Below are 22,882 nucleotides of genomic sequence, written 5' to 3' on the forward strand. Positions count from 1 at the left end.
AGTCTAAGAAACTTTGTGCACCATTAAGCGAATCAATAAATCGCCTAGTCTCTCCTCTGCCGGTAGCTGATAATTCAACTGGCCGAAATAGGCAAACTCCTGCAATTGTTCTTTAAACTGAAGCAAGCGTTTGGATTGCTTGAATGCTTCGGGCGCATCAATAGCCAAAACAAATACCTCGTCGCCTTCTTTAACCTCCGCATTCGTTAGCGTACTGCCATCATATTTAAGATAGGTTATTCCTGCTGGAGCTGTTAACATTGGCCCCTGCTGATTGGAATTGTACAGCATAAGATTTTCATTTTGAGCTAACACACTTATTGTGCTATCTGATAGTGAATCACTAATTATTACCTGTGAATAATCGAATGCGCCTTCTTCTTTATTTTGTATACTCTGCACCCTGCCTTGTGCTAGCAAACAGGCTTTAGTTTCATTTACAAGGCTTAAACAAGCAGGATCCATCCGAAGTCCTTTCTTGAGACTATCCATTAACGCGCCGCAGGCCATAGCACGGCTTATTGAATTTTTGATACCACACGCTAACAATTGATCAATTTTAGACGGCCACAAAGCCAAACTTCCGGAATTTCCAAATAGTGCTGATCCCGTTATCGGACGTAGCATACTGTCAAGCTTAGCTACATGATCAATTTGTAACAAAATAAAATCTCCCTGATCATTTGCAATTGCAGCAGGCGAGGGTGGTATTTCGCTAAATGTTGCCAGTGATAAAACAGGTACTGCCCTACCGGCACCATCCATATCCAACACCGGCACACCATATCGTGCTGCTACTACAAATGGAACTATACAATTCTCCGGACCGGTTTCTATGGGTACAACAAAAGTCAAAGGTGCTCCAACGCTTCGCTTTATTTGTAACGATAACTCATCAAATGCTTTGGAAATCGCATCAAACTGTTTTTCCTCCTGAGCCGCATTTGCCCCTATATCTGCAATCACACACCCCATTGCAGAAGAATCAAAAGAATGATCAAAGACACTCATCAATTGCACTTTTCCTGAAGGTGCTGTTTCTACTATATATTTAAGCAAAGCAAGCGCCGCAGCCTTATTACCACCACCTCCGCTTCCTAATAATGCCGCTCCTTCAATGATGTGATGAAGTTTTTCGCTACCTATTTCCATAGTCGTAGATGATTATTAATTTAGCTAAATTAGTTTATTACAAATTATACATTTTTCGATAAATGTCTTACTTTTTCACAATTTTGAATAAAAAAAATCATGTATGTACTTTTAGATAATAATTGGTACCTGCCTTATCAGGAAATAAAAGATGATTTTCAAACAGGCGACGTTCTATTAGTTCATGGCCGTTATGAGTTCAGTATTGCTATTGAGGCTGTTCAATGGTCGCCATTTTCTCATGTTGGCATGATTGTAAGAGCCAAAGATATCGGACTTGCCGGTAAAGCTCCTGAATTACTTCTTTGGGAAGCAAATTCTTTAACTAATTTACCCGACGTTATTACAGGGCAGGCAAAACCAGGCCCAATGTTAGTTGATTTAGAAGAACGGCTAAGCAGAACGGCTAAGGATTTTGAAGATGTAAAATTTGCATTTAAACCCTTACATTTAACACCCGAAACAGACATTCGGCCTGCTTTACAAGGGTTGATATCAACTGTTAATCAGGCAGGATTTCCAAGCGATGAAGAAATGGCTTATCGCTTTTTTGAAGGCCGCTACCGTGGCCTGCCCGCTTCTACCGATGCTTTTTTCTGCAGTGAACTTTTGGCTCATACATTCATGGAAATGGGCCTACTAGGAACCAAATATCCAATTAATGCTTACGCACCTAAAGACTTTTCTGATGAAGGAACAGTTCGCCTGCGTAAACGTGCTCAATTTGGAAACGAACGTTTCTTTAATCCACCAATATAAATCGGGTACGTAATTAAAGTTTAAAGCTATTGTTGTTTTACCAAACGTAAAACAACAATAGTGCTTATTCGCTTATGGTCTTAATATTCCATTCAGTCATTAGAGTACATTCTTGATCTCCTCAATAAGACCTACATACTGCTTTTTAATATTCCGTTGCCTGTAAACATCTTTACCATTCCAATTTTTGTTCCAATTGGCGCTACTAAAAGACCAGGCATTGAGCTTGCCCAACTGATCACTTAAAGATTTTAAACTCTGATTTAAACTACTAATAGAGCCTACATTGGTACTAAGAGACATTCCTTTCCATGCAACATTCTGTGCCGCCCCAAAGGGGATTGGATACAATTTTATACCATTATCACTTTCAGAAAGGACTTTATCTTTCTTGTTATACTTAAAAACCAAATACTTAGCTCTTCCAGGTTTAGAAAAGACTATTTCCTTATCATAAATGGAACTTAAGCCACCCTGTTCCGGACCAAAAGCCCAAATATCCCCATCTGGTGTTAATAAAGGCAGCACTTTATAAGAACGGCTGAAGGAAGTGAAATTTTTTCCGTTAAAATTACAAGTAGTTAGCGAATAGGCTTGGCGAGTATCATCATTATTTTTATCGCTATTTTGTAAAGGTGTGCCTATGGTTTTGTCATCCTTTATTAAGCCCAGTCCTAATTCACAATTTCTAAGAAAAGTCACTTCATTCCAAAGCGCATAAATATGCTTAGGCGCCTCACCCAAACTTTCGTAAATTTCTTCGACTGTCATTCCACCAAGGCCTCTCGAAACATCCTGCATCTTTCCTGCAGCATTGGCAAAAGCCTCGGCGATACTCAAAGAAGTTACTTTTGGCAGAGAGAGATCTTTTCTTTTAAATTCAGTGATTCCAGAAGCATGTGCTATATAATACATCCTGCTCAAAGTTTGGTAATCTTGCAACATCACCCTTGCTTTCACAGTATCTTCTCCATCAATGGCATCTATACTATTGTAATAACCCTGGGCCATCCATGGAAAAAGGTCAGGCCAGTTGCTGATCCATACTCCCAGCGGAACAAATCCTTTAGTATCTATCTCTTTTTCTATTTTAAGGTCATCATTAAACGCCTGTGCTTTTATCTTTTTCGCTTTATTTTTTTGATGATTAGCAAAAGAACTTAAGGTATCCACCTCGTTATTAATTATTTTCTGCTTAAACTCATCGAGTTTTGTCTTATCAGCAGGCTTATCTGCATTATTTAGAAATTCGTCAAAAGTAAGTGTCGGGTCTATTTTTTTTGTCTTCTCGTAAGCAGATGCTTTTGCCATTGCATCCAAGTCCTCCAGATTTTTTATTTCATCCACTTTTTCGACAATGTCATATCCAGGCTCTGGCGGTACAAATTCAGGTATGGTTGGTGCCCCATGGGTAATATCCATATTCGGCGCTTTATCTAGCACATTAACCTCGGCCAGATCAGCAAATGTTTTGTTAGACACCTGGCTGAACCAATCATCAACCTGCTGAGCAAGCACAGAACCGCTCAAATAGCTGGTGCAATTTACCTTCACCTTTGCTTCTCCGCTGGATTGGCTGCCATCGTAAGTAGCCTTTACGGCAATGGAGGCAAAAGTGTTGGCATACGAAAAATCTGCCTGACCGCCATACTTCCACGACTTTGACTCACTCTCAGAAGTCATTACCATTTTTACACCTCCAAATGCTCCCCAGGCAACCCCAACTACCATGCCGTTACCAAAATCATGCGTAAATTGTTCTGAAGCGTTTATCCATAATTTTATCAGCTTTTTTAATGAGTTACTTTGAGCATCATTATTTTGCAACACATTCAGCAAATCCAAACCTGATTTTGAAACTTCGGCCATTACCGCATTGTAGGCGTCCAAAACTGACATTATACTTTGCTGGCAAGCCTTGTTCAAGCTGACAATAAGATCACTTGCGGTAAGCTGCTCAAAATTGATGTATTCTACTCCGCCAACGGAAATGGCATTGTAATTTACCTCTACTGATTTACTGCTGGCCGCCGACGATTTCCCAACATACGCTGACAAGGAAGATTTAAGCAGGCTTACCCCCGAAACTCCATAAGCGCCAGACATTCCAAATGATCCCTGATTCATTTGTTCAGAAAATACGTAGCTACTTTCGCCAGACATATATTTTTGGGATTCTTCCTGGGTAATCATTAAGCTAATGGGATTCCTCACCACACTAGAATTAAATTCTCCCGTAAGGGCATATATTGTTGCCCCAATTGTTACCCCATACAAGGGGTTATTTCTTTCAGAATTGCTCATAATACATTGTTTAAATAAGTTATTTAAAAATTACACTGAATAATACTTTGGGTCGTTTTAGCATTGAGGCAGTCTATGTAAACGATGTTGGGTTTCGGTTTATGAGGCTCGCTTATGCGCTCCTTCAGTACTTCTTCCAAAGCAAGATTTGCTACTTCTGCCAACTCCTTTACAGAACCCTTAAAAAAAGTGTCGATGTTTGGTGTCAGCGTCCAGGATAGCAGAAAGAAATAATCCTTATCCAGGCCTCCGTATGCATCTAATTTTTTTAACTGATCATGCTTCATTTTTTCCAGTGAAGTGGTATTGGAATAGGAATCACACACAGTGATATTGGGCCCACCATAACCAACAAGTTCTGCTCCTGAACTATCTCTGCTAAATCCATCATGGTATCGGAACCGGGCTGCCCGGGCACTGATATGTTCTGGATAATCAAACACCAGAATAATTTTTCCTCTGCAATCGTTTAAGGCTATCTTTGCTAAATTGACGTCGCTTTTAGATTGTGTGAACAGATAAGCCCTGTATTTGATATCAGCTAAAAACTCATCAATCCTGTCTTTTATATCCCTTTCTTTATTTCGATTGGTTCGGATATGTGAAAATTTCAGGATAAAAGTTTCCGATTGATGCGATTGAATAAATTTAAGAGATTGATCCAAAACAGCAGCCAACGATTGACCATTACCTCCGGCATCACCAGTTCGGTGATAGGTAACCAGTTCCCCATAGTCATAATCTACTCTAAGATCAAAATATCGGGAACCGGCTTCCAATTGCTGCTGTATATTTAATGTTTGTGTTTGGATTATTCCGCGATTTAGTTGCGCCCCTGCGCCACAGTGATCTGTTTGAGACATGCCTGCATCATGACTTCCAGGCATTACAATTCCGCTTAGCTTAGTGCTGCCATCCAAGTAATCCATCCAGGTTGATGTATCCAATACATGCTCCCTCAGATCTCCATTTTCTAAATGTTGCATAATCCTATTTTTTGACACTATGATATTGGATATAACTCAAACGTGATATTCTGATCATGACCCTTAAAACTGCCTTTAATTTCATATCCCATTGAATCAGAAGGATTAGCGCTGACACGATACGAGCTGGCGCCACTGCCAACAGGATGGTTATAGTAAAATTCAACGGTGGTGTTTCCACCGTCAGTTTCATATGTTACTGTTCCCTCAGGGCCATATGAACCACCTGTTCTGGTTGTACAAGTCCAGCTTCCCGAAGCCTCAATAGTAGCTGGTGGACCCGAAGTAAATTTTCCGTGAACCGGTTCCTGGGGTCTTAATTTCAACACCTTACCAGTGTTGTTATTTACTGTCATTTTAACTGATCTAGCCATAATGTTAATTTTTTAAATTCTACTATAAATACTTGATTATTTTATACCCACGATATCTTCACAGTTTCAACACCGTGGTTACTTATAACTATACTGGTAGTTCCGGCAGGAATTGTACGACCACCATTTCCAAAAATATAGTAGCCATTGGTTATGCTGAAATCCACTCCACCACCTCCACCTCCAGGTCTTACAAAAGAGGCGTGGAGGTCAGTTCTTCTATTCAGGGAATGTGGTCCCGGAGCTACTGTTACTGTTTTTGGTTTTTCGATTGTTAGGCTGTTATGAGCCGCTAATGTTTCTACTGGCATGATTTTAAAAATTAAATGGTTAATTAATAAAGCTTCTGTTTATATAGCTGTTATGCTATTTCAAAAGCTCATTTGCTGTATACCAAAGTTGTGGAGAAGATGAAAAAACAGCTATCAGATAATGGACAATGATTCAATTATATTGGACATTTTTTGCATGCAGAGCACTTGTAGCCTCAATATTCGGACATTCTTTATCAATAAACGGACAGGGTATAAAAACCTAATAATTTATAGTTCGCGTTTGCTTAATAAATTCTGAAGGTGTGGTGTGGTATTGTTCTTTAAAACATTGGCCGAAATAAGACACACTTTCGAAGCCAGACATATAGGCGGCCTCGGAAACAGAGGAACCTGTAGATAGAAAAGTTGCTGCCTTTTTTAAGCGATAGTTCCTAATCAATTCGCTGGAAGCCATTTTTGTAAGGCTGTTTAATTTGCGATTTAATGTTCTTGAACTCATAGCTAATTTATCGGCCAGATCGGCTATAGAAAAATCAGAATGATCAAGAAATTGATCTAGAATTTCGTAGAGTTTAACCAGAAAAGGGTGGGTAGCTTCATCAGACTTAAAATCATTTGTAGCGAATACATGTTTGTGATAGTATTCCTGAAGTGTTTGCTGATATTTAATCTGGTTGTCGACCCTAAATTTTAGTTCAGAAAGCAGGAAAGGTTTAGTTAAAAAATCATTTGCCCCCATGTCCAGGCCTTTTAACCTGCTGCCTATAGTTGATTTTGCTGAAAGCAAGATAATTCCAATATGGCTTGTTAACGGAGAATTGCGTATTAGGGAGGCTATTTCATATCCGTCTTTGCCAGGCAACATAATATCTGATATAACTATATCGGGCAGATCCTGCTGAATGATGTTCCAGGCTTGTTCACCATCGTTACAAGTATTTACCTCATAATACTCCCTAAAAAAATTGGCTATATATTCTGCAAGGCCAGAGTGATCATCAATAACCAATAGATTAGGCAAGTTATTTGGCAGGCCATCTTCAGAAATGGTCAGTGCAGTGTTGGCTTCCGAGTTATCAGACAGAGAAGATGCCAATTCCTCTATCAGTTGAACCGGAAGTGTAACGGTAAATGAAGAGCCTATGCTGAGTTTACTTTCTGCCTGAATAGTTCCATTTAGTAAAGTAACCAACTCTTTGGTATAGGCCAGCCCAAGTCCGGTTCCATTTGGATTTAGGAAAGATGTTCCAGAAGCTTGATAAAAAGGTTTAAATAAATTGGTTAACATTTCAGCAGACATACCTATGCCGTTATCTGACAAGATAAATTGAAAGCAGCTTTGCTGATCTAATTGCTTAAAACTTACTTTTAACAGAATACCACCCCCCTCTTGCGTAAATTTAATGGCATTCGACAAAAGGTTATTTAGTATTTTTTCCAGCTTATCTCCATCAAATAAGCAATAGTTATCGGGTATATCCTCTTCAATAAATTTTAATGTTATTTGTTTCCCGTCGGCAAGTGGCTGAAATGAAAACAATATTTCATAGCTAAACTCTTTAATATTACCCAACATTTCTGTTTTGGTTAGCTTACCAGCCTGAGATTTGGATAAATCCATCATCTGGTTAATAAGCCTAAGCAGGTGGCTTGCATTCCTATAAATAGTGTTCAGTAAATTCTTCTCTTTGCCATCGTTACTAAGCCTGAGGAGATATTCAGTAGGAGCGGTTATAAGTGATAATGGGGTTTTAAACTCATGTGTAATGTTTGAAAAAAACTTAGACTTTAAGGATTCAATCTCAATCTGCTCTTCCGCTTCGCGACGGCCAAGCACCATTTGTTCGTAGGCAATATTTGACTTGGCCAGTTCTGTAGCTAAACGCTCGGATTGGGTAAGTGCCCCGGTAAAACGAAGTGCCAGAACAATTGCCTGAAGCAGCAATAGAATCAAAAAGGCAAATGGCAACAAAAAGCCTGTATTGATGAGCTCAGCCTCATATAATGAATCATTAAGCAGGCCAATAAAACAAGCTAAAATACCTGCTAAGAGCAAACCATTATCTAAAGGATTATTTCTAAAATGCCTGATAAGGAAGTAAACTGTAAAACAACCCATACCTGCTGCCATGATGATTACAACAATTAACAGATTACCATATATGGGATTTGAGCTGAGCCATACCAGGCCTGTATAGGTGATGGCCACTACCAGAAACATGCGTTTCATTAGGACTGAGAAACGCACAAGTTCCGTAGAAGTTAAGAAGTAAACAAAACCCAGCAAACAGATTGGAAAAAGGGTATATAGAATTTTAAGCGCCAATGAATAGCTAAATTCCGGCATCATGTAAAACAGCAGTGGCGTCATAGAAAAGCATGCCCTTAATGCCAGTGCCAGACACAAAATGGCGAAAAATAAAGCGGCCTTTTCCTTTCGTCGCATGGCAAATATTGCAAGGTGATAAAGCCCCATGATTAATAAACTTCCTACCAGAAAGGCATCGGCAATAAAAGATTTATTACTTAAATCTGTTACCTGCTTTGGATTGCCAATGGTTATTGACGACCACATGCCGCTTGATGAAAAATGATAATTTGATAGTTGAAGCAGCAGAAAGACTTTATCTGATTTTGGGGTAAAATATACCACATTAGAAACGCTTTTGGGTATCATATTAGCGCTGGTGTCTACTTTCCCCATGGAACCAACAAGTTTCCCATCAACAAACAGCTTGTATGCTGAGGGAAGCGGAGGTAGTAAAAGCGCCCAGTTTTCTGTTGATTTTGGTAACGAAATAGTAAGACCATAAGTTGCATAACCAAAATCATTATCAAAGAAATTAGCATCTGAATTGTATGCAGTCCAATTTCCAGGGACATTGGTGTATTTACCCCTTGCTTTCAGTTCTGTTTCAGTAGCAAGCTTCTTCCAGGCAAAAAGCCATTCGCCCGACAGCTTTAATGGGGCATCTTTTTGAGGATGGTAAGAGGTCAGGTCAACAACTCCATTTATAGCTAATGGAGAAGTCTGAGCGTTTACAAAATTTATACGAAGAATAAAAGCAAGGAACAATAAACTGCTAATTAACTTCATAGCCTTTGGCTTTAGGTGTTATATTCTAAAAAATGACTAATGTTTGCCTGAACATGATCATTCTTTTTATGCTCTCCCCTGTTCAGTTGGATTGCTCTTATTTTAACTCCGTTTCTTTCGAGCAGTAACTCTTCATAAAAACCTTTGTAGTAAACATCTTTAACTTCAAAGCGCCTGCTGTTCCATGAGCTTTTTAGTTCAACCCATTCCGGATAAAAAACTACATGTGCTTTGTTTGCATTAATACCCAGTTTTAAAGCATCCTCTGTGTTTAGGACTACAGCATTACCTAGTATTTGAGCGGTATAAATATGATCAGGGTGATGATATATATGTGATGGTTTCCCTTTCTGTAAAAGCTCTCCACCTTTAAGAATCAGCAATTCATCTGACAAGAATAAACCATCCGCGGGATCGTGAGAAACCATGATCACCGTAACACCTGTATCAGCAGCAATTCGTTTAATATCGGCACGGAGTTGATTTTTCAACAATGCATCTACCTGACTAAAAGGTTCATCCAACAATAAAACCGAAGTATCACTTACTAAGGCTTTGGCTATGGCAACGCGTTGTTGTTCACCGCCACTTAATTCGGTAATTTTCTTGTCTTTAAGGTGCATGATGTGCAAATGCTCCATCATATCCATTGTTTTAGCATGTTTGGACTGCACATTTGTGTTAGACAGCATGGAAGCGATGTTATCATATACCTTGGCGTAGATATTAAGGGAAAAATCCTGTGTAACCATTTTCATTTGTTTATGGCCGGGTATGAGCTGCTCATCTGGTCCAAGTATCCTTTTCCCATAAAAAAGCACTTCACCGCTATCTACCTTTAGTAAGCCATAAATACATTTCAGCAATGTCGATTTTCCGCTTCCGCTTTCTCCAATAATGGCTACTATATTGCCCTTTTTAATATCAAAACTAATATTTCTGACACCAGAAGCCTGTTCAGTCTGATATTGTTTGGTAAGGTTCTTTACGCTAATGATCTGTTCTTCCACATTTCAAACTTACAAAAAAAGTACTGGCCATTAAACAAAAAAATCCCGCAGTAAAGTACTGCGGGATTGGTTTTATTTGTGTGTTGTGTGTGTTTTAATTTAAGCCAAGCGTTACACCGAATGACATGTTTTTTAATCCTTTCTGGGCTGTTGTAGAAAACATATCGCTAGCGTAGTACTTAGCAAATACACCAAAAGCACCATAACCCAACCTAACTGTACCTCCGTAACGGAAAGACTGGAAGTTATAATCATCACTAACTTTTACTTTTCCTCTTTCGTTACTGATCTGTTTTACTTTTCCATTTAAAAGGAAACCAACTTCTGGTCCGAATACAAAGTAAAAACGGTTACCATGGTCATTTTCTTTAGTACGCAATTCAAAGTTAAAAGGTATGTGCACATAGCTGCTTGAAAAACGGTTTTTAGAGAAATGGATATCTTCCTGAACATAAGAAAGCTCATTTGCATTTTTTTGCATGGTTATATCTTTATTTAACCTGATGTGAGTCCAGTCGAATCCACCAGCCAGGTAAATCTTAAAGTTTGAATTAAACCGATAGCCAAACTGAATGATATCAAAAGAAAATGTACTTGTTTTTCCGCCTCTGTAATCTAAAAAGTCATTTTCAGGAGATAAAGTAAAACTTCCGTTATCTATTAATCTTGAAAACCCAAGGTCTACTCTGGTGATGGTTATTCCCCCTATAAAACGCCCCTTTGACATATTGGTTTTTCCGGTAGAATCTTTTTTACCAATGCTGATACCAACACCAAGGTCCATATCGAACTTTTTCATTTTACGTTCTTTGGTAACAGTGGTATCCTGCTGGGCATTTACATTTTGAGCTATAGCACCGGTAAGTCCGCTTACAATAAGTGCTGCTAATATTAGACGTTTCATTTTATGTATGGTTTGTGTGTGTTTCCTGATACTATTTATCTGACTTCTTATTAAATTTTATGAAACCTATATTTATGGATACTAAAGATGAATTATCATCATCGGTATCAAACTGTATAAATTTCTTTTCTCTCTTATCTACTTTGTTTACTACAAAATTCACCAGGTCTCCCATATTTCTAATTCCTTTGTTATCCTGATGTTCAGTTTCAATAGAGGTATCTGCATTATCGGTAGTGACATCTGCTTTTGCCATCATCACTTCCTGTTTCGGCATTTCCTCTTTTGGCTCAGCTTTCACTAACTCTTTAACAACTTCCGGTTGCTTAATAACAGGACGATCGGTTGTTGCGTTTGGTTGCAAGGCTGCCAATTCTTTTTCTCTTTTGCTTAGTTTTATACGTGGTGCTATAATTAAAGGTGTGCTTTGAACCTTTTCTGTTGCTGGTGTACTAACATAGTTTAATTGTCCCGAAGTTTTAAGTGTAACAACTGCTGTATCGGGAGTAGTCTCTATACTTGCAATTGGAGCCTGCAACCTCATCTTTTCTGTTTTTGGCATTAATAAGGCTACTGTTATGGCAATTACTGCTACTGCTGCCGCCATCCAATAAACAGGTAAGCTACGTTTAGGTTTTACCGACAGCTCTTCTGAAATACTGTTCCACAAATTTGCTGAGGGTTGTATTTCGGCCGCTTCAAATCTATCTTTGAACAACTGATCAAACTCTTTATCCTGCATGCGTTGCATAATTTATGCCCTCCATTTTTATTATTTCTTCTTTTAATATCGCTCTTGCTCTGGACAATTGCGATTTGCTTGCTCCTTCAGAGATGCCCAATGTTTCAGCAATTTCTTTATGAGAATACCCTTCTATAATGTACATGTTAAATACCACTCTATAACCATCGGCCAGCTTTTGGATCACTTTTAATAAATCCTGCATCCCTAATCTGCTAAAATCAAAACCTGTTGATGGCTGATCATATGCATCTTCTATTGGAACAACATTCATTGACCTTAAATTTTTACGATAACTTTCAATAGCCGTATTTACCATCACTTTTCTAATCCAGCCTTCAAAAGCCCCATCGCCCCTATATTCATTTATTTTCTGAAAAACCTTAATATATCCCATTTGCAATACGTCTTCGGCCTCCATCGTATCTTTTGCATAACGCATACAAACTACCAGCATCTTAGGTGCAGTTTGCCTGTACAGGGCCTCCTGCATCTTCCGGTTGCCTGCTTTGCATCCTTCTAATAATTCATTTATACTATATTGCGTCAATTTCATTTGTGTGTTTGGTATATAGTAGATGAAGCAACTATAGAAAAGGTTGCACGCAGTAATAAAAAAAAATAAAGGGGGTTAGCAATTGTGCTTTTTACGGTAATGTTTGTACCATTTTACGCCAAGCATAATCACTACGGAAAATATGATGAGCCCAACAAGGCCATAAATCCAGTTCACCGCACTTTTTAGCACCACTGTGAATACAATGGCTACAAGAAGGATTGTTGCTACCTCGTTCCATAACCTAAGGTTAAACGAACTTATTTTGCATTTTCCGTGTTTCAACTGCTTCATTATATTCTGGCAAATAAAATGATAGATAAGCAGCGCTGCTACAAACCCAAGTTTTACATGAAACCAGGGCATTTGTAATAAAAAAGGATGTATGCAAACCATTCCTACACCTGCAAGTACGGTTAGTACCATTGCAGGTGTAGTAATGATATTCCAAAGTTTGGCCTCTATCCGTTCGTATTCCTTCTGGAGGATGTTACGTTCAATTTCAGGCTTGTCTTCGGCTTCAGTATGATAAATAAACAGACGTACACTATAAAACAACCCCGCCATCCAGCTTACAACAAAGATGATGTGAACAGACAGAATGTATAAATAGTATTTCTCCATTTTTATATTAGTATTTAAAGTCTTTGATTACCTCAATGGCATATTTTACATTATCGAATGGAATATCCGGCATAATGCCATGACCAAGATTAAAGATAAATCCATTCTCACCACGCATACGCTCAAATAAGCGAAGAATTTCTCTTTTAATAACGGTTTTATCAGCATATAAAATATGTGGATCCAGGTTACCCTGAACTGCAATACCTGCTGGCAGGCTTTTTTTGATATTTAACAGGTCAGCGTTCCAGTCTACCGAAACTACATCTGGCTTAGCCTCAGCCATTATAGGTGCAAATACAGAACTTCCTTTACAAAAAGAAATTACAGGGATGTCTTTTCTGTTCAGATTAGCTATGATTTCCTGAATATAGCGGTGAGAAAACTCCTGGTAATCATTCCATGATAAAGCCTGTGCCCAGCTGTCAAATATTTGAATAGCATTAACGCCTGCAGCAATCTGAAGGTTCAGATAATCGGCAGTAACTTTTGCAATTTTAGCCAGTAGTTTGTGTGCAACCTCAGGTCGATTGTGAATCAGCAGCTTGGTTGTTTTAAAGTCTTTTGATGAACCACCCTCAACAAGGTAGCTCATAACTGTAAAAGGAGCACCTGCAAAACCAATTAGAGGAATGCTTCCGTTTAAACGTTGTTGTATTACCTTAATTGCATCAGCTACATACTGTAGGCGATCTAACACATCAATCTCAAGTGCATCCACATCTTTTAAAGTACGTACAGGATTTGCAAATTTTGGTCCTACACCCTGGGTAAAGCTTAAGTCTCCGCCCATTGCTTCTCCAGTTACTAAAATATCAGAAAACAAAATAGCTGCATCGATACCCAGTAAATCAACCGGCAACATAGTTACATCAGCAGCAATTTCAGGTGTTTTGCACATTTCAAGGAAGGAGTATTTGTTTTTGATCTCCCAGTATTCAGGCATAAAACGGCCAGCCTGACGCATCATCCAAACTGGTGGGCGTTCTGTTTGCTTTGAAAATGCTGCATCTAAAAATAACGTGTTCATGTAAATTTATTTTGTTTTATAAGTTGTTCGCTTCTATCTCAATCTTGTTAATTATTTCCTTTGCTTTTGGGGTACTGGCCAGTTCTTTTGCTTTCGCAATATAGGCCCTGCTCCGCTCACCATCTTTCTTTCTAAGCGCAAGATTGGCAAGATGGATCAATACAAAAGCTTTATCATTCTTTCCACCAAGCGGGAAACGACTTGCAATCTGAAAATGATGTTCCGCAACATCATAGTCTTCTTTCTTTAAGGCAATGTTTGCACGCATAAACTCGTAATAGCCTCTTCGGTTTCTTGCCAGTCTATCCGGATTTGGTACTTCTGCCAATATGCGCTCTGCTTTTTCATACTCGCCATTTTTAAAATACTTAGAGGCAAGTAGCACAGAACTATGCTTAAAATGGCTCCACAGTACAAAGGCAAAGAAAAGGCCTGCCAATGCGGCAAGCTGATACTGCTCATAAAAAAGGCATGCTAAAGCGGCAATAACAAAAATTGCCATCAGTGCATACCTGCCTTTGGTATTATACATTAATGAATATCAGTAAATTTATAGCCAACACCTCTGATAGAATGAAAATACACCGGATTTTTTTGATCAGGTTCAAAATACTTACGGAAGGTTAATATAAAGTTATCGATAGTACGTGTTGATGGATAAACATCGTAGTTCCAAACCGTTTCTAAAATCTGCTCGCGCGATACTGCTTCGTTTTTACGCTCAATCAGTAATTTTAAAAGCATGGTCTCTTTTTTTGTTAAAGGAACAATAACACCATCATCTTGTTTTAATTCAAAAGAGTTAAAATAGATGGTTTTATCTCCGATTTTATAAGAGTTAATTTCTTTCAAATCGTCAGCTTTCATACTGCGTTTTACCAAAATGCCAACTCTTAAAATCAGTTCTTCCAGATTAAATGGTTTAACCAGGTAATCATCGGCACCTTTTTTTAGCCCCATAACACGGTCTTCGCTAGTATTTTTAGCTGTGAGGAAAAGAATAGGAACTTCAGTATTTTCTAAACGAATTGTTTCACAAACCTGGAAACCGTCCATTTCAGGTAGCATCACATCCAGAATAATCAGGTTAAAACGTTCTTCTTTAAAAACCTTTAAAGCCGTTTTACCATCTTTTACCGCATGAACTTTATAACCTTCAAGTTCAAGGTTTAATTTTATCGCATCTAATAAGTGGTCTTCATCCTCAACCAGTAATATTCTTAATTTCTGTTGCATAATCAACTAAATGTTATTTCAAAAATTGCACCTTGTGGTGCGTTATCTTTAACGCTGATATCAGCGTCATGGCTTTGTAGAACTTCCTTAACAATAAACAGGCCTAAACCCGTTCCTTTTGATTTTCTGACATTCTCATCACCAACACGATAGAATTTGTCAAAAATAAGCATCTTTTCAGCGTCAGGTATACCTGGCCCTTTGTCAGTTACCCTTAAAAAAGGATGCCCATCTTTCTTTGTCAATTCCACACCAACCTCTGCACAAGGTCCAGAATATTTAACTGCATTTTCGACCAGGTTAGTAACTACTGAGGACAGTGCAAACTGATCACCCACTACTTTAACACCTGGTTGTATTTTAGGATTTATTAGCTGCTCACAACCACATGAATGGATCTGTAACCTATCAGTGATTCTTGTAACCATTTCAGACAAGTCAAATTCTTCTTTAGGGAACGAATAAGACCTGTTTTCGATCTTGGTAGCCAATAACATGTTTTCAACAAGATCATCTAAGCGTTCAATATCCTTTAATGAATTATTCAGTAAAGAAGTTTGCCTGGCTCTATCCAGATCACGCTTAACAATGGTTTGTATGGATAATTTTATAGCCGCTAAAGGCGATTTTAGCTCATGTGTTACCGAGAGTAAAAAGTTCTGTTGCTGCTCTCTTAATCTTTCTTCCTTTTTAATAGACTGATGTAAAAAATACGCTCCAATACACAACAAGAAAAGAAATACAGATCCCTCGCCCATTACCATCGCCATTCTGGACGGTTGTAGCTTTACTACAAGCGTGCCCCACGAAATTAATTGCACTAAAGAGTACAATAGCAGGAAATAAAATATAACGATTGATTTCTTCAAGACAGTTAGCAGTTTATACTATAAATATACCCAAATTTTACTTATTCCTGAAAACAACATCAAGACTATCAAATATTGCTCTCTTTGCTTTTTCAAGCTCTATCTTAGTATGCGCAGCAGAAATGAAACCTACCTCATAACCTGATGGTCCAAGGTAAATACCTCTATTTAACAACTCTCTGTGCATTATTTTAAATTTCTCCATACTTGCCGGATCAATATCTTCTGCAGTTTGAATTTTACCTTTATCGGTAAAAGCCAACCAGAAAATAGAACCTACATAGAATACTTTTAACTTATAGTTCCTTGCGGTAGCAAAACGCTGTATACTCTCAGCAAACTCAGAAGCTTTATTGTTTAGGTCTTTATAAAAACCCGAGCGCAATAACTCGGTTAACTGAGCAATACCCGCAGCCATGGCTACCGGATTTCCGGATAATGTACCTGCCTGATAAACCCCTCCATCAGGAGAAATATGAGACATGATTTCGGCTGATGCACCATACATTCCAACAGGCAAACCTCCACCTATTATTTTACCATAGGTAACTATGTCAGGTTTTACGCCATAATGTCCGGCAGCACCTTCAAATCCCAATCTGAATCCGGTGATTACCTCATCAAATATTAAAAGCGCTTTATGCTCTTTACAGATATTCTGTAAAAACTGAATATATTCAGGGTCTTGCATTAATAACCCATTGTTAGCAGGAATACCCTCGATAATAACTGCAGCTACTTCATCTTTAAATTGTTCAAATGCCTTTGTCAAAGCTTCGGTATCATTCAAAGGAATTACAATGGTTTCCTGAGCAAATGATTTTGGAACACCCGCCGAAGAAGTTTCGCCAAAGGTAACCAGACCTGAACCTGCTTTTACCAATAACGAATCGCTATGTCCATGATAACAACCTTCAAATTTGATGATTTTATCACGACCAGTATATCCACGTGCTAACCTGATTGCAGACATTACTGCTTCAGTACCGGAACTGGTAAAACGTATCTTTTCTACAAATTTATTGTTCTTAATGATCAGTTCTGCAAGTTCATTTTCTAATGCTGTAGGAGCGCCGAAGCTCATTCCGTTTTGCATTACTTCTGTAACCTTTTCGCGAACTTTAGCATTATTATGCCCTAGAATTAATGGACCCCAGCTTGCGCAAAAATCTATAAATTGATTTCCATCAGCATCCCATACATAGCATCCATCACCTTTTTGAATAAATAATGGTGTTCCGTAAACTGATTTAAAAGCCCTAACCGGGGAATTTACACCGCCCGGGAAATAGTTTTTAGCCTTCTCATACAATTCTGCTGATTTCTCTCTGGAAATATCGGGTTTACCTCCTGTATTTACAGGCATATCACCTTCATTTCCCGAAAATATTTTTTTTAAAGATTCTAACATATTACATCCAATTCTTTTCTACAATATCTCTTATGTGGTAAGTTGTTATAATGCTTGCTCCTGCGCGTGCAAATGCATGCATGGTCTCCATCACTACTTTTTGTTCATCTATCCAGCCTTTTTCTGCAGCTGCTTTTATCATAGAATACTCTCCTGATACGTTGTAGCATGCTATAGGCAAATCTGTATGCTGTTTTAAATTGTGCATTACATCAAGGTAGGCCAAGGCAGGCTTAACCATTAATACATCCGCTCCCTCACTTTCGTCAAGTAATGCTTCTCTTAGCGCTTCATTACCATTCCTAAAATCCATTTGATAGGCTTTTCTGTCTCCTTTATTCGGAGCACAATCAGCGGCCTCTCTAAATGGGCCATAATATGCCGACGCAAATTTTGTAGCGTGCGACATGATTGCCGTATTTACAAAGCCTGCCCCATCGAGTACACTTCGCATTGCACCAACTCTACCATCCATCATATCCGAAGGAGCTAGCATATCGGCACCTGCTTGTGCATGAGTAAGTCCCATTTTGGCAATCACTTCAACAGTTGCATCATTTTGCACATAGTCGTTTTCTAATATACCACAATGTCCGTGTGTAGTATATGAACAAACGCAAACATCTGTAACAATATATAGGTCGTTGCCAAAATTTTTCTTAAGTAAACGAACAGCCGAAGGCACTAAAGAATGGTCATGATATGCAGAATGTGCATCCTCACTTTTCTCATCTCCAACACCAAACAGCATGATTTTGTTTACACCTAATTTAAGTCCCTTTTCAACATCTTTAACCAATGTATCTTCAGAGAAATGACTGATACCGGGCATTGCACCTAAAGGATGAATAACATTTTTACCCGGCACAACAAAGTACGGATAAATGAACATATCTTTAGATAGCCTTGTTTCAGCTACCATTTCCCTAACAACCGGGTTTTTCCTCAATCTACGTGGGCGGTGTAACATATTTTTCTTTTTTATTAAGTATTTAGTAGTTAGATGTTAGTATTTAGGCATTGTTATCTAACTACTAAATACCACCTACTACTTTATCTCAATCCCAAACACAGCTTCAGCCAAACCGATCTCATCTGGTGAGTAGGGTAATGTATATTTTATACCCATTTCATCAAATTTCTTCGCCGTAGAGTTACCAATAGCAATAACCTTTTGCCCTGGATCTAATAAATTCTCTACAAAATAAGCGTCAACATTTGATGGGCTGGTAAAAATCAGCACATCGGCATAAGTCTGATCTATGTTGTCCTCAAATACAGTTTCATAAATAGGTAAGTCTATTACTTTTGTATCTTCAGTTAAAGCTTTCTGAATACTTAATAGCGAATCCTGTGCTCTTGGGAACAGCACAGTTTTCCCTGCTACTTCTTTAGCAAAAAGCTCTGCTACCTCCTCAATATCACCACCCTCTCCAACATAATCGGCCAAATAACCAGCTTTTCTTAATGAATCTTCAGAACCTCTGCCGGCAACACCGAATTTAACGTGCTTAGGCAATACAGGTTTTAGATTAAAGAAATAATCTACTGCGTTTCTGCTGCTAAAAAAGATCCAGTCTACTCTTCTGAAATGATATTGATCAAGTACGGTTACAATAGGAAAAGTACGGATCAGCGATCTCGCTTCAATTTCTATATCGTGTTTTGTTAAAGCTTTTCTAAAATAATTATGTTCTCCAACTTCTCGGGAAATAAATACTCTTGATGGGAATTTCCTATCCGGAGCAAATCGACTTACAATCTTTTCGGCTAAACCATCAAGGCTTTCCACTCTGTAAAACAAACGATCAGGAAAATCTTCGTCAGTTTCTGCTTTAGAGGTCCAAACCTCATATAAGCCATCCTCCTTTTTGCAGTAACAACCTAAAGGCATGTGACAACCGCCTTCAAACAAGTTCAACACTTTACGCTCAATAGCAATTTCCTCGGCAGTTGATGGATCGTGTATTTTTTGAAGCAGGTCAAATAATTCACTATCGTTTTCTCTGATCTGAATAGCTAAAGCTCCTTGTGCAGGTGCAGGAACCAGTTCAGTTGTATCTACTACTTCTACGTGGAATTCTGACAGATCAATATTTAAACGATTCACACCGGCTTTAGCCAGGAGAATTGCGTCATAATCTTCATCTCTGAGTTTTTGGATCCTTGTAGGCACGTTACCTCTTAAGTCTTCAATATTTAAATCAGGACGCAATGCCAATATCTGCGCTTTGCGTCTGTTAGACGAAGTTCCTACCATTGCGCCTGTTTTAAGCGACAATTTTTGAGTAATGTCTACACAGTCTTTTAATATTAAAAGGAGTTCTGCCGGATCTTCCCGTTCAGTAACCGCAGCAATAGTTAGTCCTGCCGGATGCACTGTAGGCAAATCTTTATGAGAGTGTACTGCTATATCGATGGTTCCACCTAAAAGTTCTTCTTCCAGTTCTTTGGTAAAAAAACCTTTACCTTCCAGTTTATCTAATCGTAAGTTTAAAATCTTGTCGCCTTGCGTTTTGATGATTTTCAAATCTGCCTCAACGCCAATCCCTGCAAGTTTATCTTTAATGAAGTTGGCTTGCCATAAAGCCAGGTCGCTGCCTCTTGTACCGATAGTAAGTCTTTTCACGTTGATGCTATTTTTTTGGCAAATCTAGCTATTCTTTACCAATATCTCCTTTGCCATAACCATTGGTACGCTAATGTATTTTTTTTCCATATAATCCACCACACGTTCCAGTACCAATCTGGAGTTTTCATCCAGGTTATTGATCTCTTCGGCAAAGATACCATTGATAGCAGTATGCTTAATTTCTTTGATTTTTTGAGGAACGCCACTCATGGCTATCTCAATTTCGCGCTGGCGTAATACCAATTCAAAATCCTTGATGTTCTCTTCGATGATGTGTTCTGCATTAACCAGCTCATCATAGCGTTCTTGTATATTTTTACGGGCAACCTCTTTTAAAGATTCAACCTCTATGAAATGTATTGGGAAGTTTTTCACCACTTCAGGAGCAGTGTCGTTAGGAATGGCAAGATCTACAATTACCTTTTTACCAGTATCCCCATTTAATAGTTTTTTATAAATGGCTTCAGTAATAATAGGCTCTGTAGCACCAGTGCAGGTAATAATTACATCAAATCCCTGATCGTAATTTTCTAGTTCTGAAAGTGGATAAGCTGTACCATTTAAATCTTTGGCAAGCGTTTCTGCGGCTTCTAAGGTTCTGTTAAATACAGAAAAATTAGAGTATTTATGTTTTTTAAGGTACTGAGCTATATTTTTATTGGTTTCTCCGGCCCCGATGATGAGTAACTTCACATTCCCACACATTTTTAGATCACGAAGCTTACGATAAGCAAGAGATACTATGGATACAGGATTTTTGGAGATATTGGTATGCGTGTAAACCTCTTTTGCTGTTTTTACCACCCGGTTCATAATCATACGCATATAATCACCGGTAAATCCTGCCACCCTGCAAGCTTCATAAGCTTTACGAATCTGGGCAAGGATTTCTTTTTCGCCTACAACCAGACTTTCCAGAGAACAAGATGTGCGTAGCAGGTGATTAAATGCCTCCCCTTTTTCATACACAGAAACATTTTTTATAAACTGTTCCATATATTGATCGGGCAGCCCCATATCCAGCACGGTAAGAAAACGACTAATAAAATCTCTGTCAACTTTTTCTGCAGAAGTGAATACAAACTCAACACGATTGCACGTTCCTACATAGAATATTTCTTTAACTCCTAACACAGATTGAATGTTTCTCAACCTGTCGTCCAGCGTCTGCTCACATATCACCAATTTACCTAAAGATTTGAGGTCAATCTGTTTATGCGTAAAAGCAATGATCTTTAAATATTCCAAAATCTATTATCCTGTTTATTTTTAGCGAAACAAAAGTAATAAGACGCCCTTGTTCCACTGTCATTATGCTGTAATTAAGAGTTATTTAGAAAGATTTTAAATTAAAAGAATCATTTAAACATCCCAATATAAAAATTGTTATATTGGCTAAACACCATAAATGCAGTCATATATGATACAAAAGGGGCAATTTACAATAAAAGGAGCAAATGGAAAAACCATATTTGGTGATACTACTTATGACGATAAAAATACAAACATTAACACCATAATATTTGTTCACGGCTTTAAAGGCTTTAAAGATTGGGGCACTCATAACCTGGTTGCGGAGTGGTTTGCTAAAAATGGCTACCGTTATGTTAAGTTTAACCTTAGCCATAGTGGAGTAACTGAACAAAATTTTAGTGACGTAACCGACATGGAAGCCTTTGCTGATAATACATTTAGCAAAGAACTTTTTGATGTAGACCAGGTTGTTAATTATGTTACAAACACTTATCCATCGTCACTCATTTACCTGATCGGGCATAGCAGAGGTGGCGGGCTATCCATTATAAAAGCCGCTAATGATGCAAGAATCGACAAACTGATTACATGGTCGTCTATATCAGATTTTTCAAGTTTATGGAAAAAAGAGCAGGAAGAAGAATGGACTGAAACAGGAAAAATTTATGTAGAAAATGCGCGAACCAAAGAAAAAATGCCATTAAACAGCACATTATTGGAAGATTTTAATAAGCATAAAGAAGAACTAAATATTCTTAACGCTGCAAAAAAGATACACATCCCCTGGCTAATTCTTCATGGCGACGATGATGTAAATGTGAACTTTAGTGTTGCACAGCAGCTGGCACAAAAACAGCTTAAAGCAAGAATACAAAAGATTGAGGGAGCCAATCATGTTTATGGTGCATCGCACCCATATACATCAACAAGCCTACCTGAGCATTTGCAACAGGTAGTAGAAAAGACATTGGTATTTATTAGCTAAGCTTACAAAAACAACGGGGGATTATCAATATTGATAATCCCCCGTTGTTAATTTAAATTACTTTATCTGCTATTTAACAGTAAACGGCACTACAACATTACCCCATAAAAGGTTAACCTTACCAGATTTATCAATCTTAAAAGTCATTTTTTCGGTTGCAGAAGCAGCTTTGCCAGGTTTTACCGCTACACGAAGTGCATCGTCTGCCTCAGTATAATCAGTACCCCATTGTTTCCAGGTTTTGTTAAAGATAATTGTCCATTCTTTTTCTCCTGGAATGGTATACAAGCCATATTTACCTGCAGCAAGGGCTTTGCCTTCTACTTTTACATCTTTACTGGTTTCAAATACAGTCGCTTCATTTGCTCCTGTACGCCATACTTTTCCATAAGGTGCGATTTCGCCACCTATTTTACGGCCTTTAACCGAAGGCTGACTGTAGTCAATTGTTATTGCAGCTCCAGATGCAAGGGTTCCTTTCGTTGTAGCCGGTGGACTAGCTCTTTTGCTTTTATCCTCCTGAGCAGAACTGGTTAGTGAAACAAACAAACCAGCAATTAATGTTAATACAAATAGCTTTTTCATAAAATTGAGTTTTTACCTCCAAGGTAAGAAAAATAACATTAATAAAAACACTCAAGCTCCACCTGAATCAAAATGAAGCCTGAGCGAATTTAATTAA

General features: G+C 38.3%; 22 protein-coding genes. 2 read left to right on the plus strand and 20 right to left on the minus strand.

Annotated features, from left to right (window positions below; translation table 11 throughout):
- Window positions 1-3 precede the first annotated feature (3 nt).
- Window positions 4-1,152 carry a DUF917 family protein gene (locus CPT03_RS13985; protein WP_099439426.1) on the minus strand — a complete coding sequence of 383 codons (1,149 nt, stop codon included), beginning with the start codon at window positions 1,150-1,152 and terminating at the stop codon, window positions 4-6.
- 99 nt (window positions 1,153-1,251) lie between these two features.
- On the opposite strand from CPT03_RS13985, the gene CPT03_RS13990 reads away from it, so the two are divergent.
- Window positions 1,252-1,911, plus strand: a complete 660-nt coding sequence (locus CPT03_RS13990) for a hypothetical protein (RefSeq protein WP_099439427.1) — start codon at window positions 1,252-1,254, stop codon at window positions 1,909-1,911.
- A 99-nt stretch (window positions 1,912-2,010) separates the two neighbouring features.
- On the opposite strand, the gene CPT03_RS13995 is transcribed toward CPT03_RS13990, so the two are convergent.
- The 18 genes from CPT03_RS13995 to hemA all read right to left on the minus strand — a co-directional run bounded on the left by CPT03_RS13995 (window position 2,011) and on the right by hemA (window position 21,209).
- The gene (locus tag CPT03_RS13995) at window positions 2,011-4,215 is read right to left on the minus strand and encodes a hypothetical protein (RefSeq protein WP_099439428.1); all 2,205 of its coding nucleotides are present in this window, start codon (window positions 4,213-4,215) and stop codon (window positions 2,011-2,013) included.
- Between the two features lie 23 nt (window positions 4,216-4,238).
- Window positions 4,239-5,201, minus strand: a complete 963-nt coding sequence (locus tag CPT03_RS14000) for a hypothetical protein (RefSeq protein WP_157766454.1) — start codon at window positions 5,199-5,201, stop codon at window positions 4,239-4,241.
- 17 nt (window positions 5,202-5,218) lie between these two features.
- Window positions 5,219-5,575, minus strand: a complete 357-nt coding sequence (locus CPT03_RS14005) for a hypothetical protein (protein WP_099439430.1) — start codon at window positions 5,573-5,575, stop codon at window positions 5,219-5,221.
- 41 nt (window positions 5,576-5,616) lie between these two features.
- Complete coding sequence (locus tag CPT03_RS14010; protein WP_099439431.1) at window positions 5,617-5,886, minus strand: hypothetical protein; 270 nt, start codon at window positions 5,884-5,886, stop codon at window positions 5,617-5,619.
- Window positions 5,887-6,109: 223 nt separating this feature from the next.
- Entirely contained in the window at window positions 6,110-8,947 is a 2,838-nt protein-coding gene (locus CPT03_RS14015) for a response regulator (RefSeq protein WP_099439432.1), read from the minus strand.
- A gap of 11 nt (window positions 8,948-8,958) precedes the next feature.
- Window positions 8,959-9,957 (minus strand): ABC transporter ATP-binding protein, encoded by a 999-nt coding sequence (locus tag CPT03_RS14020; protein ID WP_099439433.1) that lies wholly within the window; start codon window positions 9,955-9,957, stop codon window positions 8,959-8,961.
- A 94-nt stretch (window positions 9,958-10,051) separates the two neighbouring features.
- The gene (locus CPT03_RS14025; RefSeq protein WP_099439434.1) at window positions 10,052-10,861 is read right to left on the minus strand and encodes an outer membrane beta-barrel protein; all 810 of its coding nucleotides are present in this window, start codon (window positions 10,859-10,861) and stop codon (window positions 10,052-10,054) included.
- A 31-nt stretch (window positions 10,862-10,892) separates the two neighbouring features.
- Complete coding sequence (locus CPT03_RS14030) at window positions 10,893-11,612, minus strand: hypothetical protein (protein ID WP_172954187.1); 720 nt, start codon at window positions 11,610-11,612, stop codon at window positions 10,893-10,895.
- The gene (locus CPT03_RS14035; protein ID WP_099439436.1) at window positions 11,593-12,159 is read right to left on the minus strand and encodes an RNA polymerase sigma factor; all 567 of its coding nucleotides are present in this window, start codon (window positions 12,157-12,159) and stop codon (window positions 11,593-11,595) included. Before CPT03_RS14035 ends, CPT03_RS14030 begins: the two co-directional genes overlap by 20 nt.
- 75 nt (window positions 12,160-12,234) lie before the next feature.
- Window positions 12,235-12,783: a protoporphyrinogen oxidase HemJ gene (gene hemJ, locus CPT03_RS14040; protein ID WP_099439437.1), complete on the minus strand. Its 549-nt coding sequence runs from the start codon at window positions 12,781-12,783 to the stop codon at window positions 12,235-12,237.
- Between the two features lie 7 nt (window positions 12,784-12,790).
- Entirely contained in the window at window positions 12,791-13,813 is a 1,023-nt protein-coding gene (gene hemE / locus CPT03_RS14045) for a uroporphyrinogen decarboxylase (RefSeq protein ID WP_099439438.1), read from the minus strand.
- Window positions 13,814-13,829: 16 nt separating this feature from the next.
- Window positions 13,830-14,345: a hypothetical protein gene (locus CPT03_RS14050; protein ID WP_099439439.1), complete on the minus strand. Its 516-nt coding sequence runs from the start codon at window positions 14,343-14,345 to the stop codon at window positions 13,830-13,832.
- Window positions 14,345-15,049 carry a response regulator transcription factor gene (locus CPT03_RS14055; protein ID WP_015809248.1) on the minus strand — a complete coding sequence of 235 codons (705 nt, stop codon included), beginning with the start codon at window positions 15,047-15,049 and terminating at the stop codon, window positions 14,345-14,347. The genes CPT03_RS14050 and CPT03_RS14055 overlap by 1 nt, the downstream gene beginning before the upstream one ends.
- A 2-nt stretch (window positions 15,050-15,051) precedes the next feature.
- Window positions 15,052-15,918 (minus strand): sensor histidine kinase, encoded by an 867-nt coding sequence (locus CPT03_RS14060; RefSeq protein WP_099439440.1) that lies wholly within the window; start codon window positions 15,916-15,918, stop codon window positions 15,052-15,054.
- A 37-nt stretch (window positions 15,919-15,955) separates the two neighbouring features.
- Complete coding sequence (gene hemL / locus CPT03_RS14065; protein WP_172954188.1) at window positions 15,956-17,329, minus strand: glutamate-1-semialdehyde 2,1-aminomutase; 1,374 nt, start codon at window positions 17,327-17,329, stop codon at window positions 15,956-15,958.
- Window position 17,330: 1 nt separating this feature from the next.
- Window positions 17,331-18,299: a porphobilinogen synthase gene (gene hemB / locus CPT03_RS14070; protein ID WP_099439441.1), complete on the minus strand. Its 969-nt coding sequence runs from the start codon at window positions 18,297-18,299 to the stop codon at window positions 17,331-17,333.
- 78 nt (window positions 18,300-18,377) lie between these two features.
- Window positions 18,378-19,958: a hydroxymethylbilane synthase gene (gene hemC / locus CPT03_RS14075; protein WP_172954189.1), complete on the minus strand. Its 1,581-nt coding sequence runs from the start codon at window positions 19,956-19,958 to the stop codon at window positions 18,378-18,380.
- Window positions 19,959-19,982: 24 nt separating this feature from the next.
- A complete protein-coding gene (gene hemA / locus CPT03_RS14080; RefSeq protein ID WP_099439443.1) occupies window positions 19,983-21,209 on the minus strand; it encodes a glutamyl-tRNA reductase in 1,227 nt (408 codons plus the stop codon).
- A gap of 160 nt (window positions 21,210-21,369) precedes the next feature.
- On the opposite strand from hemA, the gene CPT03_RS14085 reads away from it, so the two are divergent.
- Complete coding sequence (locus CPT03_RS14085; protein ID WP_245869842.1) at window positions 21,370-22,200, plus strand: alpha/beta hydrolase family protein; 831 nt, start codon at window positions 21,370-21,372, stop codon at window positions 22,198-22,200.
- A 69-nt stretch (window positions 22,201-22,269) separates the two neighbouring features.
- Here the strand turns inward: CPT03_RS14085 and CPT03_RS14090 are convergent, their stop codons facing one another.
- Window positions 22,270-22,785 (minus strand): DUF2911 domain-containing protein, encoded by a 516-nt coding sequence (locus CPT03_RS14090; RefSeq protein ID WP_099439445.1) that lies wholly within the window; start codon window positions 22,783-22,785, stop codon window positions 22,270-22,272.
- Window positions 22,786-22,882 lie beyond the last annotated feature (97 nt).

The organism is Pedobacter ginsengisoli (genome assembly GCF_002736205.1).
Classification (GTDB): Bacteria; Bacteroidota; Bacteroidia; order Sphingobacteriales; family Sphingobacteriaceae; genus Pedobacter; species Pedobacter ginsengisoli_A.